This window comes from Streptomyces sp. Tu 2975 (genome assembly GCF_009832925.1).
GTDB lineage: Bacteria > Actinomycetota > Actinomycetes > Streptomycetales > Streptomycetaceae > Streptomyces.
On record NZ_CP047140.1, the window covers coordinates 1,802,193 to 1,816,204 of the forward strand.

A 14,012-nucleotide genomic window follows, 5' to 3' on the forward strand; every position below is an offset into this window, starting at 1 on the left:
CGCCCCCGGGGACGGGCGCAGGAACCCCTCCGGCCGGGTACGTATGTTCGCATGACGCCCACCGCCACGTACCGGCTCCAGCTCCAGCCCGGTTTCCCGTTCTCGGCCGCCGCCGCTGCCGTGCCGCGCATAGCCGCGCTCGGCGTCTCCCATCTGCACCTGTCGCCGGTGCTGGAGGCGGTGCCCGGGTCGACGCACGGCTACGACGTGGTCGACCACAGCCGCATCCGCGAGGAGCTGGGCGGCGAGGCGGGCCTGCGGGAGCTGTCGCGTACGGCCCGGGACCACGGCCTCGGGATCGTCCTCGACATCGTCCCGAACCACATGGCCGCCGTACCGCGCCACAACCGGGCGCTCTGGGAGGTGCTGCGCGAAGGACCGAGGTCGCCGTTCGCGCGCTGGTTCGACATCGACTGGGAGGCGGGTGAGGGGAAGATCCTGCTCCCGGTGCTCGCGGGGCGCGTCGGCGACGAGATGGACAAGATGCACGTCGAGGGCGACGTGCTGCACTACGGCGAACAGCGCTTCCCGCTGCGCGGGACGACCGGCCACCTGCCGCCGGCCGAACTGCTCGACGCCCAGTGGTACCGCCTCTGCTGGTGGCGGCTGGCCCGCACCGAGCTCAACTACCGCCGGTTCTTCACCGTCTCCGAGCTGATAGGCGTCCGCGTCGAGGACCCGGAGGTGTTCGACGCGACGCACGCCAAGATCGTGGAGCTGGTGCGGGACGGCGTGGTCGACGGCCTGCGGGTCGACCACCCGGACGGGGTCGCGGACCCGGAAGGATATCTGCGCCGGCTCGACGAGGCGACCGGCGGTGACTGCTGGATCGTCGTGGAGAAGATCCTCACCGGCGACGAACCGCTGCCGCCCGGCTGGGCCGTCGCCGGGACGACCGGGTACGACGCCCTGCGGCAGATCGACGGCCTGTTCACCGATCCGGCCGGAGCGGCCGAACTGGCGACCGTCCACCGGCAGTTCACCGAGGTGCCCGAGGAGCTCGGCGGCCACTGGGAGGCGACGCAGCGGCACGCCGCGTACGAGGTGGTGACCCGTGAACTGGCCGCGGAGACGGCGATACTCGTCCGTCTCGCCGGGCTGGTGTGCGCGGCCGGGCCCGGGCTGCGCGATCACGCGCCCTGGGCGCTGCGGAAGGCTGTCCAGGAACTGCTCGTCCGCGTTCCCGTCTACCGCCCGTACGGGACCGGGGACGAGGAGGCGCTGACCGAGGAGGCCGCGGCCGGCGCGAAAGAGACCTTCACCGTGCCGGAGGAGGCGGCGGCCGTGGACGTGGTGCGGGACCTGGCCCTCGGACGCCTCGGCTCGGGCCGGACCATGAGGCGTTCCGCACCCGCTTCGCCCAGACCGCGTCGGCGCTGCGGGCGAAGTCCGTCGAGGACAAGGCGTTCTACCGGTACGGGCCGCTGCTCTCCGCGAACGAGGTCGGCGGCGACCCCGGTGCCCCTGCGGTCGCTCCCGAGGTCTTCCACGCCTACTGCGCGGGGCTCGCCCGCGACCGGCCCGCGACCGGCACCGTACTGACCACGCACGACACCAAGCGCAGCGCGGACGTCCGGGCGCGCATCGCGGTGCTATCCGAATGCCCGGAGCGCTGGGCCGACTTCCTGGCGCAGATCACCGAGGAGGCGGAGGGACTGCCCGGCGGCAGCGCGCCCGACCCGCAGGTTGCGTGGGCGGTGTGGCAGACGGCGGTCGGCTTCACCGTGCCCGACGCCGGCCGCCTGGAGACGGCGCTGCTCAAGGCCGTACGGGAGGCGGGGCTCCGGACCAGTTGGACGGAGCCGGACGCGGCGTACGAGAAGGCGGTCTCCGCGTTCGTCGACACGGGCCCGGCGGGACAGGCGCAGCACTCCGTCGCCCGGTTCGTCCACGAGCTGGCCCCCTACGCGCGGGCGAACGTGCTCGGCGCGACCCTGCTGCATCTGACGATGCCGGGGGTGCCGGACGTCTATCAGGGCTCCGAGCGTGAGTTCCTGGCGCTGGTCGACCCGGACAACCGCCGCCCGGTGGAGTTCGGCGGTCCGCCCCCCGACGGGCTCGACGCGGAGAAGGAGGCCCTCACCACGGCGGCTCTGCGGCTGCGCCGCGCCGCGCCCGAGGTCTTCGGCGCCTGCGCGACGTACACCCCGCTCACCGCGGTGGGTCCGGCGTCGGACCACTGTGTGGCGTTCTGCCGCTCCGGCGAGGTGGTCACGGCGGTGACGCGCCTGTCGCTCCGGCTGGAACGCGAGGGCGGCTGGCGGGAAACGGAACTGGCGCTGCCGGCGGGCCGCTGGGCGGATGTCCTGTCCCCGGAGCGAGAGTTCACGGGCGGCCGTGTCCGCGTCTCCGACCTGTTCACGCGCCGGCCGGTGGCACTGCTGGTGCGGGAAGGTGGTGTGCGGTAGGGGTCCGCCGCGCGGGCTCGGCCCCCGCAGCGTGCCCGCCCGTCAGCATGTCGACGAACGCCGCGGCCGCACCCGTCGGTTCCACCCGTGAGAACACCGTCAGCGCCCGCCGCCACGGCGGATCCGCGGGGAGGACCGCGCAGTCCTCCCCCACCGCCCCGCGCACCACGTGCAACGGCGCTGCCGCGACCCCCACCCCGGCCGCCGCCATCCGTACCGCGGAGGACGTGTGCTGCGTCCACACCGCGGTACGGGGGCGGAAGCCGGCCTTTCCGCAGGCCCAGTCGAGGAACCGCAGGCCCTCCACCTGCGGCTCCATCGCGCAGCGCACCCATGTGTGGTCCGCCAGTTCCCCGAGACGGACGGAGGCGCGGCCCGCGAGGCCGTCGTCGAAGGGGACGACGAGGACGATCTCCTCCTCGTCGAACGGGACGACCGGGCCCTGCCAGTGCCGTGGCGCCGGCCCCACCGCCAGGTCGGCGGTGCCGCGTTCGATCTGCTCCTCCAGGGCCTCGGTCGTGCCGTATTCGTGGAGGACGAGCGCCACGCCGGGGTGTTCGCGCCGCCAGCGGGCGAACAGGTCGGGAAGCACGCCCACGGCGACGGCGTGGAGCGCGGCGATGTGCAGTTCACCGCCCTCCGCCCCGGCCGCCGCCCTGGCCGCGCGCCGCGCCTGGGCGGCGCTGCGGACGGCGAGTTCGGCGTGCGGCAGGTAGGCCCGGCCCATCTGTGTCAGCCGGACTCCTCGCGGCAGCCGTTCCAGCAGCTCTCCGCCGACGGACCGCTCGAGCGCCTTGATCTGGTGCGACAGCGCGGGCTGCGTGACGTGCAGCAGTTCGGCGGCGCGGGTGAAGGAGGACTCCTCGACGACGGTGAGGAAGTACTCCATCTGCCGAAGGCTCACGCCGTCCTCCATGGACACTGCGAAACGGGCACCGCGCACAGCCGCCGCCATCTCCCATAGACGCTGTGCATCGATGTCACAAGAACATTGCCTTGGACTCATGGCAAGGGCCGAACGGACAGTGGGAGCCATGACACAGACCCGTGAGACCGACGTGATCGTGATCGGCGGAGGGACCGGTGGCTATTCGACCGCGCTGCGGGCGGCGGCCCTCGGTCTGGAGGTGGTGCTCGCGGAGCGCGACAAGGTGGGCGGCACCTGCCTGCACCGAGGCTGCATCCCCAGCAAGGCGATGCTGCATGCAGCCGAACTCGTCGACGGGATCGCGGAGGCCAGGGAACGCTGGGGCGTCAAGGCGAGTGTCGATTCCGTCGACTGGCAGGCGCTGGTGGCGACGAGGGACGACATCGTGTCCCGTAACCACCGAGGCGTGGTCGGCCATCTGGCACACGCCGGGGTCGAAGTGCTCGCCGGTGGCGCGCGGTTGACGGGCAGGCGGAGCGTGCGGGTGGAGGGGCACGGGGAGGTGACCGCGCGCCGCGGCGTCGTGCTCGCGACCGGCTCCCGGCCGCGTACCCTGCCCGGTCTCGCACCGGACGGGCGGCGCGTGGTCACCAGTGACGACGCCCTGTTCGCGCCGGGGCTGCCGCGGTCGGTGCTGGTGCTCGGCGGCGGGGCGATCGGGGTCGAGTACGCGTCCTTCCACCGCTCCATGGGTGCGGCGGTGGTGCTCGTGGAGGCGGCGGAACGGCTGGTCCCGCTCGAGGACACCGATGTGTCCCGCCATGTGACCCGTGGTCTGAAGAAGCGCGGCATCGATGTGCAGACGGGCGCCCGGCTGCTGGAGACGGCCGTGCTGGAGGACGGGATACGCGCGACGGTACGGACCGCACGCGGCGAGACGCGCACGGTGGAGGCCGAGCGTCTTCTGATCGCGGTGGGACGGGAGCCGGTGACGGACGGCCTCGGGCTGGCGGCCGCCGGTCTGGCCGCGGACGCGCGGGGCCATGTCGCCCCTGCCGACTTCTCACGCCTGGAGACGGCCGTCCCCGGGATCCATGTGGTGGGCGACCTGCTGCCGCCACCGTCTCTCGGTCTCGCGCACGCGTCGTTCGCGGAGGGCATGGTGGTGGCGGAGGCGCTCGCCGGTCTCCCCACGCGCCCCGTCGACTACGCGGCCGTTCCCCGGGTCACGTACTCCTCGCCGCAGACCGCGTCCGTGGGGCTGAGCGAGGCGGAGGCCCGGGCCGGCGGCTGCGAGGTGGACGTCAACACGATGCCGCTGACGGCGGTCGCCAAGGGCATGGTGCACGGCCAGGGCGGGATGGTGAAGATCGTTGCCGAGCGGGGCGGCCGGGTGCTCGGTGTCCATCTCGTGGGCCCGCACGTCTCCGAGATGATCGCCGAGAGCCAGCTGATCGTCGGCTGGGACGCGGAACCCTCCGACGTCGCCGCCCACATCCACCCTCACCCGACGCTGTCGGAGGGGGTCGGCGAGGCGTTCCTGACGCTCGCCGGCCGCGGACTGCACCAGCAGTAGGTCCCGGAGGTGCCGCCGGGTCAGCGGGCGGTGAGGCGGTAGCTGACGCTGCCGAAGCCGACCATGTCCCCGTCGTCGACGACGATCGAGCCGGTCACCCGGCGGCCGTTGACCGTGGTGCCGTTCGTCGAGCCGAGGTCGCGCAGGACCCACATCGTGCCCTGGTGGCTCAGTTCGGCGTGCAGGCGCGAGACGGTGTCGTGGCTGAGCCGCAGGCCGTTGGCCGGGTCACGGCCGATCCGGAGCGGGTACGGGCCGGGCTCGGGCAGGAGCAGCGGCGGCAGTTTCTCCGCCTGCCAGGCGCGGCGCAGCCGGACGGAGAACGCGGAGACCTTGCCGACCGCGCGGTAGAGCCGGCGCGACCAGCGGCCCTTGTCGACCAGGTCGGCGGTGAGGGCGTCCAGGTCCTCGGTGCGGCGTGCGGCGAAGGCCAGTTCCATGCGGTGCACGAACGTCTCGTGCGACAGCCTGCCCTGGGCCGCGCCCTCTCTCAGCACGTCGAGGACACGCTCGCGCTCGGCATCGGAGAGCCGCGCGGGGTACGTGTTGGACTCGAAGGAGGACGTCACGTTCCAGATTGTCGGCCCGAAGGCCCCGAGGTGTCCAGACGAAGCGGTTTCCGAGCCCGCCCTGACCTGCACGGAAGCATCAATTCCGGCACTGCGGCGGCCCGGTCGACTCCGTGTGCGGCCCCGAAAACGCTGGACGGGCCGCCGGCCGGCCTCTAATGTGACCGTTACGCCACAGACGACGGAAGGAGGCGAGTGCCGTGTACATCACACCGTTCCCGCGCTCCCGCCCCGTCCGCCCGGCGTCCGCAGTCTGACCGGGAGCGCACACATCTCTTCCGGAGGACATCCTCATGACCGACACGGTCATCCGCGCGCTCGGTGAGAGCGACGCACATCTCTTCGACACCCTGCCCGACCCGCTCGGCGTTGGCCGGGCCCTCTCCCGCGCGACCCACCGCCCCGACTGGAAGCGGGTCGCGCTGCGCGACGGCACAGTGGTCGCCAGGGCAGCCTGGTGGGGCGGCCCCGACGACGAATCACCCGTCAACGTCAACTGGTTCGACGTCGCGGAGGGCGAGGAGGAAGCGGGCGCCGAACTGCTGCGCACCTCCCCCTTCCAGGTCGAGTACGAGCTGATCCTCCCCGCGGGCTGGCGCGACGACGCGGCCGTCCTCGCGGCCGGTGAGGCCCGTACGAGGGCGGCGAAGGCCGCCGGCATGGAGGTGCTGGTCGAGCGGTACCAGTACCGGTGGACGCCCGATTGCGGGCTGCCGGAGCGGCCCGGGCGGCTGGTGTTCCGTCCGGAGCCGGACGACGCCGTGTTCTTCGACGCGCTGCGCCGCATCCACTCCGTGACTCTGGACGCCCACGCGCTGCGGGCGATCGCGGAAGGCGGCCTCGACAAGGCCGCGCAGGAGGAGCTGGACTTCTTCAACTGGTGCCCGTCGCCCCGTGAATGGTGGCAGCTCGCCCTCACCCCGGACGGCGACCTGGTCGGCATCCACATCCCCGCGCGCAACCCGTCGGGGCCGTGCGTCGGCTTCATCGGGGTGGTGCCGGAGCACCGCGGTCACGGATACGCGTACGACCTGCTGGCGGAGTGCACGCACTTCCTCGCGGAACAGGGCGCCGAGTTCATCGCGGGCGCCACCGACCAGGGGAACTTCCCGATGGCCGCGAACTTCACCAAGGCCGGCCATCCGGTCGTGCAGGAACGGGTGCACTTCGTGCCCGCTTCCCAGAACTGACCATGTGCCGCAGGGGTGTTCGCGACGCGGGCGCCCCTGCGGGGCAGGTCAGTGGTCCGGGCCGCGCTTCTGTGCGGCGACCATGTCCCGGTACCAGTGGTAGGACGCCTTCGGCGTGCGCCGCAGCGTCTCGTAGTCGATGTGGACGAGACCGAAGCGCCGGGACGCCCCCTCCACCCACTCGATGTTGTCGGTGAGCGACCAGGTGAAGTAGCCGCGGACATCGACCCCTTCGCGTATCGCCTGGTGCAAGGAGCGCAGATGCGCGTCGAGGAAGGCGATGCGGCGCCCGTCGTCGAGGCCGTCGTACGAGCAGCCGTTCTCGGTGATGATCACCGGCGGCAGCCGGTCGCCGTAGCGTCCGACGAGTGACACGAGCAGTTCCCGCAGCCCGTCGGGGACGACGGGCCAGCCGAAGTCGGTGCGTTCCTCGCAGTCGATGTCCCGCAGCGTGAACGGGAGTCCGGCGGGCATGCCGACGCCCGCGAAGCCGCCTGGGGTGTCGTCGGCGGGGGCGCCGACGAGCATCGGGTGGTAGTAGTTCACCCCGTAGAAGTCGAGCGGCTGGGCGATGACGGTGAGATCGTCGGCGACCGGACCGGGCATCAGCGCCGCGACGTTCTCGTCGGGGTAGGCGCCGGTGAGGATCGGGTCCGCGAACAGCCGGTTGGTGAGCGTGTCGTACAACTCGGCGGCGAAGCGGTCCTCCTCGCCGTCCCCCGCGGTCCACACCGGCGAGTGGGAGACGGCGAGCCCGACGCTGCGGGCCCCGGCGGCCCGCAGGGCCGTCACGGCGAGACCGTGGGCGAGCAGTTGGTGGTGGGCGGCCGGCAGCGCGTCGAAGAGCAGTTGCTTCCCGGGAGCGTGCTCGCCGAGCGCGTAACCGAGGAGGGTGACCTCGGCCGGTTCGTTGACGGTCATCCACACCGGCACGCGGTCGGCGAGCCGCTGCGCGACGGCGGAGGCGTAGTCGGCGAACCGCAGGGCCGTGTCCCGTCGGAGCCAGCCGCCGGCCTCCTCGAGCGGGAGCGGCGTGTCCCAGTGGTAGAGGGTGGGCGCCGGGGTGATGCCGTGGGCGCAGAGTTCGTCCACGAGCCGGTCGTAGAAGTCGAGGCCCCGCGCGTTGACCGGGCCGCTTCCGCCGGGCACGACACGCGGCCAGCTCACCGAGAAGCGGAACGCGTCCGCTCCCAGCCCGGCGAGCAGGGCGACGTCCTCGCGGTAGCGCTCGTGGAAGCCGGTGCCGCGGGCGGCGTCGGAGCCGTCCTTGATACGGCCCTGGGCGGCGAAGGCGTCCCAGCCGGACGGTCCCTTGCCGTCGGCGTCGGCCGCGCCCTCGGTCTGGAAGGCGGAGGCCGAGGCTCCCCAGAGGAACCCGGGCGGAAAGGCGGGCATCGGCTCCATCGGTTCCTGCGGCATCGACATGGTTCGTGACCTTAATGGCCCAAGCACACCGCCTGAAGACCTTGGTCTTGCCAGGATGTGGGGACAGAACATGGGCCGAGGAGCATCGACGACGAGGGGACGCCAGTGCTGCTGTTCGAGGTGTGGGCGCCGAACGCCGAGGAGCGGGTCACTCTGTGGCTGGAGGGTGCCGAGCACCCGATGGAGCGCGCGCAGGGGCGGGACGGATGGTGGGTCGCGGAGGCGCCGGCCGAGGACGGCGCACGGTACGGGTTCTCCCTGGACGGCGGCCCCGTACGGCCGGACCCCCGCTCCCGCCGCCAGCCCGACGGCCCGGACGGCCCCAGCGCGGTCTTCGGCCAGGACCGGTACGGCTGGCGGCGGGACTGGCCGGGGCGCGGACTGGAGGGCGCCGTCCTGTACGAGCTGCACATCGGCACGTACACCACCCAGGGGACGCTGGACGCCGCCGCGGACAGGCTGGGCGAACTGGCGGAGCTCGGCGTCACGCATGTGGAACTGATGCCGCTGTGCTCCTTCCCCGGTGTCCACGGCTGGGGGTACGACGGGGTGTCCCCCTGGGCGGTCCACGAGCCCTACGGCGGGCCGGAGGCGCTCAAGCGCTTCGTCGACGCCGCGCACGGGCACGGTCTCGGCGTGGTCCTCGACGTGGTGCACAACCACCTGGGTCCGTCCGGCAACCATCTGCCCGTGTTCGGCCCGTACTTCACCGACACCCACCACACTCCGTGGGGTTCCGCGGTGAATCTGGACGCTCCGGGCTCGGACGAGGTGCGCGCCTATCTGCTGGGCAGCGCCCTGGCCTGGCTGCGCGACTACCGTCTCGACGGGCTGCGGCTGGACGCGGTGCACGCGCTGGCCGACGACCGGGCGCTGACGTTCCTCGAGGAACTGTCGGCCGCCGTCGACGGGCTCGCCGGGGACCTCGGCCGCCCGCTGTTCCTGATCGCCGAGTCGGACCGGTGCGACCCGCGCACGACGACGCCGCGTACGCAGGGCGGCATCGGGCTGCACGCCCAGTGGAACGACGACTTCCACCACGCCCTGCACACGGCTCTGACGGGCGAGTCGCAGGGCTATTACGCGGACTTCGCCCGTGCGCCGATGGCCGCGCTGGCGAAGACGCTGACCCGCGGCTTCTTCCACGACGGCACGTACTCGGCCTTCCGCGGCCGTACCCACGGGCGGCCGGTCGACGTGGTCAACACGCCCGCGCACCGTTTCCTCGGGTACGCGCAGACGCACGACCAGATCGGCAACAGGGCTCTCGGCGACCGCCTTTCCGCCACCCTTTCCCCCGGTCTGCTGGCCTGCGCGGCGGCGCTGGTGCTCACGGGCCCGTACACGCCCATGCTCTTCATGGGAGAGGAGTGGGGCGCCACGACGCCCTGGCAGTACTTCACCGACCACACCGACCCCGAACTGGCGGAGGCCGTACGGGCGGGCAGGCGGAGGGAGTTCGCGGCGCACGGCTGGTCGGCCGAGCAGGTGCCGGACCCGCAGGACCCGGCCACCCGGGAGCGCTCGTGCCTGGACCGGTCGGAGCGGGAGCGGGAGCCGCACGCCATGCTCCTGGCGTGGTACCGCGAGCTGATCGCCATGCGACGCGCGCTGCCGGACCTGGCGGACCCTGACCTGGCGGCGGTGAAGGTCGCCTTCGACGAGCAGGCCCGCTGGCTGGCGTACCGGCGGGGCGATCTGCGGGTGGCGGTCAATCTCGCCAAGGAGGCGGCCGCGATCCCGCTGGGCGGCGGCGGCCGGATCGCGGCGGCGTGGGGCGACGTCGTCCCGCCGGAGGGGGACGGGGTGCTGCACCTGCCGCCGCAGAGCTGTGCGGTACTCGCCGACTCCTGAAGGCCGTTGCCCTCGACCGGGCCCGGGCCGCGGGCCGCGGCGCGCGGTCCGTACGACTGCGGCCGTCAGCGCCGGCCGGAGCCGTACGAGTCGCGGCACAGGGCCGTGACGTCGGAGTGCGTCACACCGTCGGAGGCCTCGCACAGGCTGCGCATGTCGTAGCTCGTGCGGGGCTGCGGCGGCCGCGGGCGGGACGCGGGGCGCTGCGTCCGCCGCTCGGGTACGGCGGCGCGGCGTTCGGGCCGGACGGGGACGGTACGCGCGGGACCCGCGGCGGGGCGGCGCGGCCGCACGCGCCGGCCGGGCTCCTCTGCCGCCTTCCTGCCCTCCCCTTGAGCCTTGGCACCGCCCTGCTGCTCCTTCACCTTGTCCTTCGCCCCGTCCTGCGGACCGGTGGAGGCAAGCGCCTCGCGCGCCGACGGCTGGACGACACGGCTCGGCACGACCGGTGCCGGCGGCCGGTCGCCGGCCGGGGCCGGGCTCGGCGCAGGTGCGGGCCGGGGGGCCGTCGGAACGGCGACACAACCGGTCACACCGAGCAGGAGAAGAGCGACCGAGGCCAGGATCCGGGGAGTGCGCATCCGCCAACTCTGCCGGACGACACGCCTGTGACCTGCGCAGGCGCCCTTGGAATCACCGACATGAGTGACCCGGTCGACAGCGTGGTCGGCCGGGCTCAGTTCTCGTCGCCGGGGGGCCGTTCCTCCTTGGCGACGAGCCGCTCGAGCAGTTCCTGGAACTCCTCGCCGATCATGATCTGCAGACCCTCGCCGTCCTCGTCGCGGTCGCTCAGCTGGGTGAGCGTGCCGTCGTGCCACCAGTAGACGTAGGGGCTGATGGCGCCGGGCGTGTCCTCGTATCCCGTGGCGGCGAAGGCGGCCATCGCGTTGAGGGCGGGGAGCATGCCGGTGTCGTGGATGGCGTGGAAGGCGAGCTGGTGCCGGAAGGGCATGGCCACCAGGGCTCCGTCCGCGGTCAGCTCCTCGCCGGTGACCTGCCGTACCAGCGTCTCCAGTGCGAGGACCCGGCTCGCCGTGTAGAAGGAGTCGCCGAGCACGACCTCGAAGCGCATGCCCTCGGAATCCTTGACGGTCTCGTGCGCCTCGACGGGCAGTCCGCGGAGGTTGTACAGCGCCTGGTCGCGCAGATAGGGCAGGTCACCGAGGGGTTCGAGCGCCTCGTCGGTGAGCATCATGACGCTCTCGGGGAGGTCGAGCGCGAGGATCTCGTACAGGCCTGGGGCGACGGCGCGGGCGTACGCGAAGTTCCGCGGGTCGAGTCCCTCGGCGCCGACGACGCGGGGGTAGAGCTGGGCGCGGATCTGTTCGGCGGGCAGGGTCTCCAGCGCGGACGGCGCGTCCATGGTGCGCAGCACCATGCCGACATGCTGGTGGATCAACTCGGGCCACACACGGGGTCCGCGTTCGTCGTTGTGGCACACGGCGGCGAGGTTGCCGAGGCCGAACTGCCGGCCGGCGCTGTCGGAGACCATGTCGGTGTAGACCGTCACCTCGAGGCCCTGTTCGGCGAACGCCTCGCGCACCTGTGCGCGGAACCTCGCCCCCTCGTCGGCGGAGAAGAAGGAGAACTCGGGGTCCCGGGGCGCATCGCGTCCGTCACGCTTCGGCCCTCGCCGGAACAACCCCACGTCAACCGCCCTCCGCTCGCCTGTCACTGATTCGAGCGTACCGACCCCGGATGAACTGCGGGGCTCCGCCTTTCGATCAGTTCATCGGCACGACGAGATCGGCCCGGTCCCGGCCGTGGCCGATCAGCCGGGCGTTGGGTTCGTCGGAGTCGTGGACCCAGCGCTCGGCGTGCGGGCGTTCCTTCCCGAAGCGCACATGCCGGTCGACCAGCCGGCGCAGCCGCTCGTCCTGGTCGAGCTCGAGGAACCACACCTCGTCGAGGAGAGGCCGGATCCGTGCCCAGGGCCCTTCGTCGTGCAGCAGATAGTTGCCTTCGGTGACGACGAGCGCGACGGCGGGGGCCACGGGGATGCTCCCGGCCACCGGCTCCTCCAGTGTCCGGTCGAAGGCGGGGGCGTAGACGACGGCGTCCGGATCGGGGTCGCGCAGCCTGCCGAGCAGCGCGGCGTAACCGGCGGCGTCGAAGGTGTCGGGGGCGCCTTTGCGGTGTTCGCGGCCGAGGCGCCGCAGTTCCCGCTGGGCGAGGTGGAAGCCGTCCATGGGGACGAGGACGGCGAGGCCGTCGAGCGCTTCGACGATCCGGCCGGCAAGGGTGGATTTCCCGGCGCCGGGCGCCCCGGCGATCCCGAGGAGACTCCGGTGCCCCGGTGCGGCGAGGGACCGGGCACGCTCGACGAGGTGGTGCGGCAGGGCGGCCATGCCGCCCATTGTCGCGAGTCATACGTATAACCTTGGTGGATGCCGAACATCGCCCTGATCACGCTCGTCGTCCGCGACTACGACGAGGCCATCGCCTTCTACACCGACGCGCTGGGTTTCCACCTGGTCGAGGACACCGACCGAGGGGACGGAAGCCGGTGGGTGGTCGTCCGCCCGGCGGGTTCCGGACCCGGCACCGGTCTGCTGCTGGCCCGCGCCGGCGACGACGAGCAGCGCGCGAGCGTCGGCGCGCAGACCGGCGGCCGGGTGGGATTCTTCCTGCACACGGACGACTTCGCGCGCGACCACACCCGGATGACGGCCGCAGGTGTGCGCTTCCTCGAGGAACCGCGGCACGAGGCGTACGGCTCGGTGGCCGTGTTCGAGGACCTCTACGGCAACAAGTGGGACCTGCTCCAGCCGCGGTGACCGGGGCCGTTCCTGTCGGCGACGCCCACCGTGGCCCTGGCGTGACGGGCCCCTCGGCCGCCCCGGCCTCCTCCTACGCCCCTACAGCGGCAGCGCGCACACCGCGACCGGTGACGTGAACGCCGGTCCCGCCGAGCGGAGTGCGCCCGTACGCCGGTCCACATGAAAGACCGTCACCGTGCTCGAGCGCTGATTCGCCGCGAACAGCAGCCCGCCCGACGGCGAGAGAGCGATGTGCCGTGGGAAGTCGCCCCCGACGGGAACGGTGTCGAGCAGGCGCAGACGCGACCCCCCGGCCTCGACGGCGTACCGGGTCAGGCTGTTGTGCCCCCGGTTGGCGAGGTACGCGTACCTGCCGTCGCCGGTCACCACGAACTGGGCCGGGTAGTTGGTGCCGGACCCGGTTCCGGTGGGCTGCGGCGCGCCCGGCCGGAGCCTGCCGGTCCGCGGCTCGTAGGCGCAGACGACGACGGTGTTGTCGAGCTCGTTCGCCACGTAGGCGTGCCGGCCGGAGGGGTGGAAGGTGAGGTGCCGTGGACCGGCACCGGGCCGCAGCGTCGTTCGCGACACCTCGGTGAGCGTGCCCGCCCGGGTGTCGAGGCGGTAGGTGTACAGGGTGTCGTTGCCGAGGTCGACGGCGAGCACATGCCCGCCGTCGGGGCTGGTGACGATCTGGTGGGCGTGCGGACCCTGTTGACCGGGTCCGGGCGGCGGACCGGCGTGGGTGACCAGGTCCGTACGCTCACCCGGCGCCCCGGAGGCGGCGAGCGGGTGGACGGCGACGCTGCCGGAGCCGTAGTCGGCGCTGAGCAGCCACCGCCCGGACGGGTGCACGGACAGCTGGCAGGGCGCGGGCCCGCCGGTGGGCTGGCTGCCGAGCACCTCGTGGGCGCCGCCCTCGTCGAGCCGCACGGCGGTCACGGCACCGGCATCGCGTTCGTTCACCGCGTACAGGGTCCGGCCGGAGGGGTGGACGGCGAGGTACGACGGGTCGCCGACGCCGTCGACGACGCCGGTGCCGCTGATCGTGCCGCTCGTCTCGTCGTACGTGGCCGTCGCGATCCCCGAGCCGCCCCCTTCGGCGGAGGTGTACGTGCCGATGAACAGGGGGCGCGCCGTGCGGGGCCGGGCCGTGGCAGTGGTGGCCACCCGCGATCTGGCCCGCGGCGCGGAGTCCTCCGCCTGCGAGCACGCCGCGAGCGCGCCGCCGGCGGCCAGCGCGCCCAAGGCGCCGAGGAAACGGCGCCGCCCTGCATGCGCGGCGCCGTCGGTCCGGTGGTCCCTGCCCGTGCCGGTGCTGATGCCCATGACAGGGAGGGTAGGGGCCGCGACCGGTCCAGCGGCG

Annotated in this window: 11 protein-coding genes and 1 pseudogene; 5 read left to right on the forward strand and 7 right to left on the reverse strand. The window is 73.0% G+C overall.

What is annotated here, in order from left to right; all coding sequences use genetic code 11:
• The first annotated feature begins 51 nt into the window (after window positions 1–51).
• Window positions 52–2,408, forward strand: a pseudogene (gene treY, locus GLX30_RS07925) (malto-oligosyltrehalose synthase).
• On the opposite strand, the gene GLX30_RS07930 reads toward treY, so the two are convergent.
• Window positions 2,359–3,312, reverse strand: a complete 954-nt coding sequence (locus tag GLX30_RS07930) for a LysR family transcriptional regulator (protein WP_159685307.1) — start codon at window positions 3,310–3,312, stop codon at window positions 2,359–2,361. The pseudogene treY and the gene GLX30_RS07930 overlap by 50 nt on opposite strands.
• 130 nt (window positions 3,313–3,442) lie before the next feature.
• Between GLX30_RS07930 and lpdA the strand changes: the two genes are divergently transcribed.
• Window positions 3,443–4,852: a dihydrolipoyl dehydrogenase gene (gene lpdA / locus GLX30_RS07935; protein WP_159685310.1), complete on the forward strand. Its 1,410-nt coding sequence runs from the start codon at window positions 3,443–3,445 to the stop codon at window positions 4,850–4,852.
• Window positions 4,853–4,872: 20 nt separating this feature from the next.
• Here lpdA and GLX30_RS07940 read toward each other — a convergent pair whose 3' ends face one another.
• On the reverse strand, window positions 4,873–5,421 hold the full coding sequence (locus GLX30_RS07940; protein ID WP_159685313.1) for a DUF1707 and FHA domain-containing protein: 549 nt from the start codon (window positions 5,419–5,421) through the stop codon (window positions 4,873–4,875).
• A gap of 293 nt (window positions 5,422–5,714) precedes the next feature.
• Here GLX30_RS07940 and GLX30_RS07945 point away from each other — a divergent pair, with 293 nt between their 5' ends.
• Entirely contained in the window at window positions 5,715–6,611 is an 897-nt protein-coding gene (locus tag GLX30_RS07945) for a GNAT family N-acetyltransferase (protein ID WP_159685315.1), read from the forward strand.
• Between the two features lie 48 nt (window positions 6,612–6,659).
• On the opposite strand, the gene GLX30_RS07950 is transcribed toward GLX30_RS07945, so the two are convergent.
• The gene (locus tag GLX30_RS07950; protein ID WP_159694919.1) at window positions 6,660–8,030 is read right to left on the reverse strand and encodes a GH1 family beta-glucosidase; all 1,371 of its coding nucleotides are present in this window, start codon (window positions 8,028–8,030) and stop codon (window positions 6,660–6,662) included.
• A 114-nt stretch (window positions 8,031–8,144) separates the two neighbouring features.
• Here GLX30_RS07950 and treZ point away from each other — a divergent pair, with 114 nt between their 5' ends.
• Window positions 8,145–9,890 (forward strand): malto-oligosyltrehalose trehalohydrolase, encoded by a 1,746-nt coding sequence (gene treZ, locus GLX30_RS07955; RefSeq protein WP_159694920.1) that lies wholly within the window; start codon window positions 8,145–8,147, stop codon window positions 9,888–9,890.
• 65 nt (window positions 9,891–9,955) lie between these two features.
• Here treZ and GLX30_RS07960 read toward each other — a convergent pair whose 3' ends face one another.
• From GLX30_RS07960 to GLX30_RS07970, 3 genes are all read right to left on the reverse strand, one after another.
• A complete protein-coding gene (locus GLX30_RS07960) occupies window positions 9,956–10,471 on the reverse strand; it encodes a hypothetical protein (protein ID WP_159685318.1) in 516 nt (171 codons plus the stop codon).
• Between the two features lie 95 nt (window positions 10,472–10,566).
• Window positions 10,567–11,538: a hypothetical protein gene (locus tag GLX30_RS07965; RefSeq protein WP_159694921.1), complete on the reverse strand. Its 972-nt coding sequence runs from the start codon at window positions 11,536–11,538 to the stop codon at window positions 10,567–10,569.
• Window positions 11,539–11,614: 76 nt separating this feature from the next.
• Window positions 11,615–12,247 (reverse strand): nucleoside/nucleotide kinase family protein, encoded by a 633-nt coding sequence (locus GLX30_RS07970; protein WP_159685320.1) that lies wholly within the window; start codon window positions 12,245–12,247, stop codon window positions 11,615–11,617.
• 30 nt (window positions 12,248–12,277) lie between these two features.
• On the opposite strand from GLX30_RS07970, the gene GLX30_RS07975 reads away from it, so the two are divergent.
• Window positions 12,278–12,667 carry a VOC family protein gene (locus GLX30_RS07975; protein WP_159685323.1) on the forward strand — a complete coding sequence of 130 codons (390 nt, stop codon included), beginning with the start codon at window positions 12,278–12,280 and terminating at the stop codon, window positions 12,665–12,667.
• An 81-nt stretch (window positions 12,668–12,748) separates the two neighbouring features.
• On the opposite strand, the gene GLX30_RS07980 is transcribed toward GLX30_RS07975, so the two are convergent.
• Window positions 12,749–13,975 (reverse strand): lactonase family protein, encoded by a 1,227-nt coding sequence (locus GLX30_RS07980; RefSeq protein WP_159685326.1) that lies wholly within the window; start codon window positions 13,973–13,975, stop codon window positions 12,749–12,751.
• Window positions 13,976–14,012: the final 37 nt, after the last annotated feature.

What these genes read in the sequence shown, in the direction of transcription:
- GLX30_RS07970 (WP_159685320.1), bottom strand. Translation starts at nt 12,247, where the DNA reads ATGGGCGGCATGGCCGCCCTGCCGCACCACCTCGTCGAGCGTGCCCGG.
- GLX30_RS07950 (WP_159694919.1), bottom strand. Translation starts at nt 8,030, where the DNA reads ATGCCGCAGGAACCGATGGAGCCGATGCCCGCCTTTCCGCCCGGGTTC.
- GLX30_RS07960 (WP_159685318.1), bottom strand. Translation starts at nt 10,471, where the DNA reads ATGCGCACTCCCCGGATCCTGGCCTCGGTCGCTCTTCTCCTGCTCGGT.
- lpdA (WP_159685310.1), top strand. Translation starts at nt 3,443, where the DNA reads ATGACACAGACCCGTGAGACCGACGTGATCGTGATCGGCGGAGGGACC.
- GLX30_RS07975 (WP_159685323.1), top strand. Translation starts at nt 12,278, where the DNA reads ATGCCGAACATCGCCCTGATCACGCTCGTCGTCCGCGACTACGACGAG.
- GLX30_RS07945 (WP_159685315.1), top strand. Translation starts at nt 5,715, where the DNA reads ATGACCGACACGGTCATCCGCGCGCTCGGTGAGAGCGACGCACATCTC.
- GLX30_RS07980 (WP_159685326.1), bottom strand. Translation starts at nt 13,975, where the DNA reads ATGGGCATCAGCACCGGCACGGGCAGGGACCACCGGACCGACGGCGCC.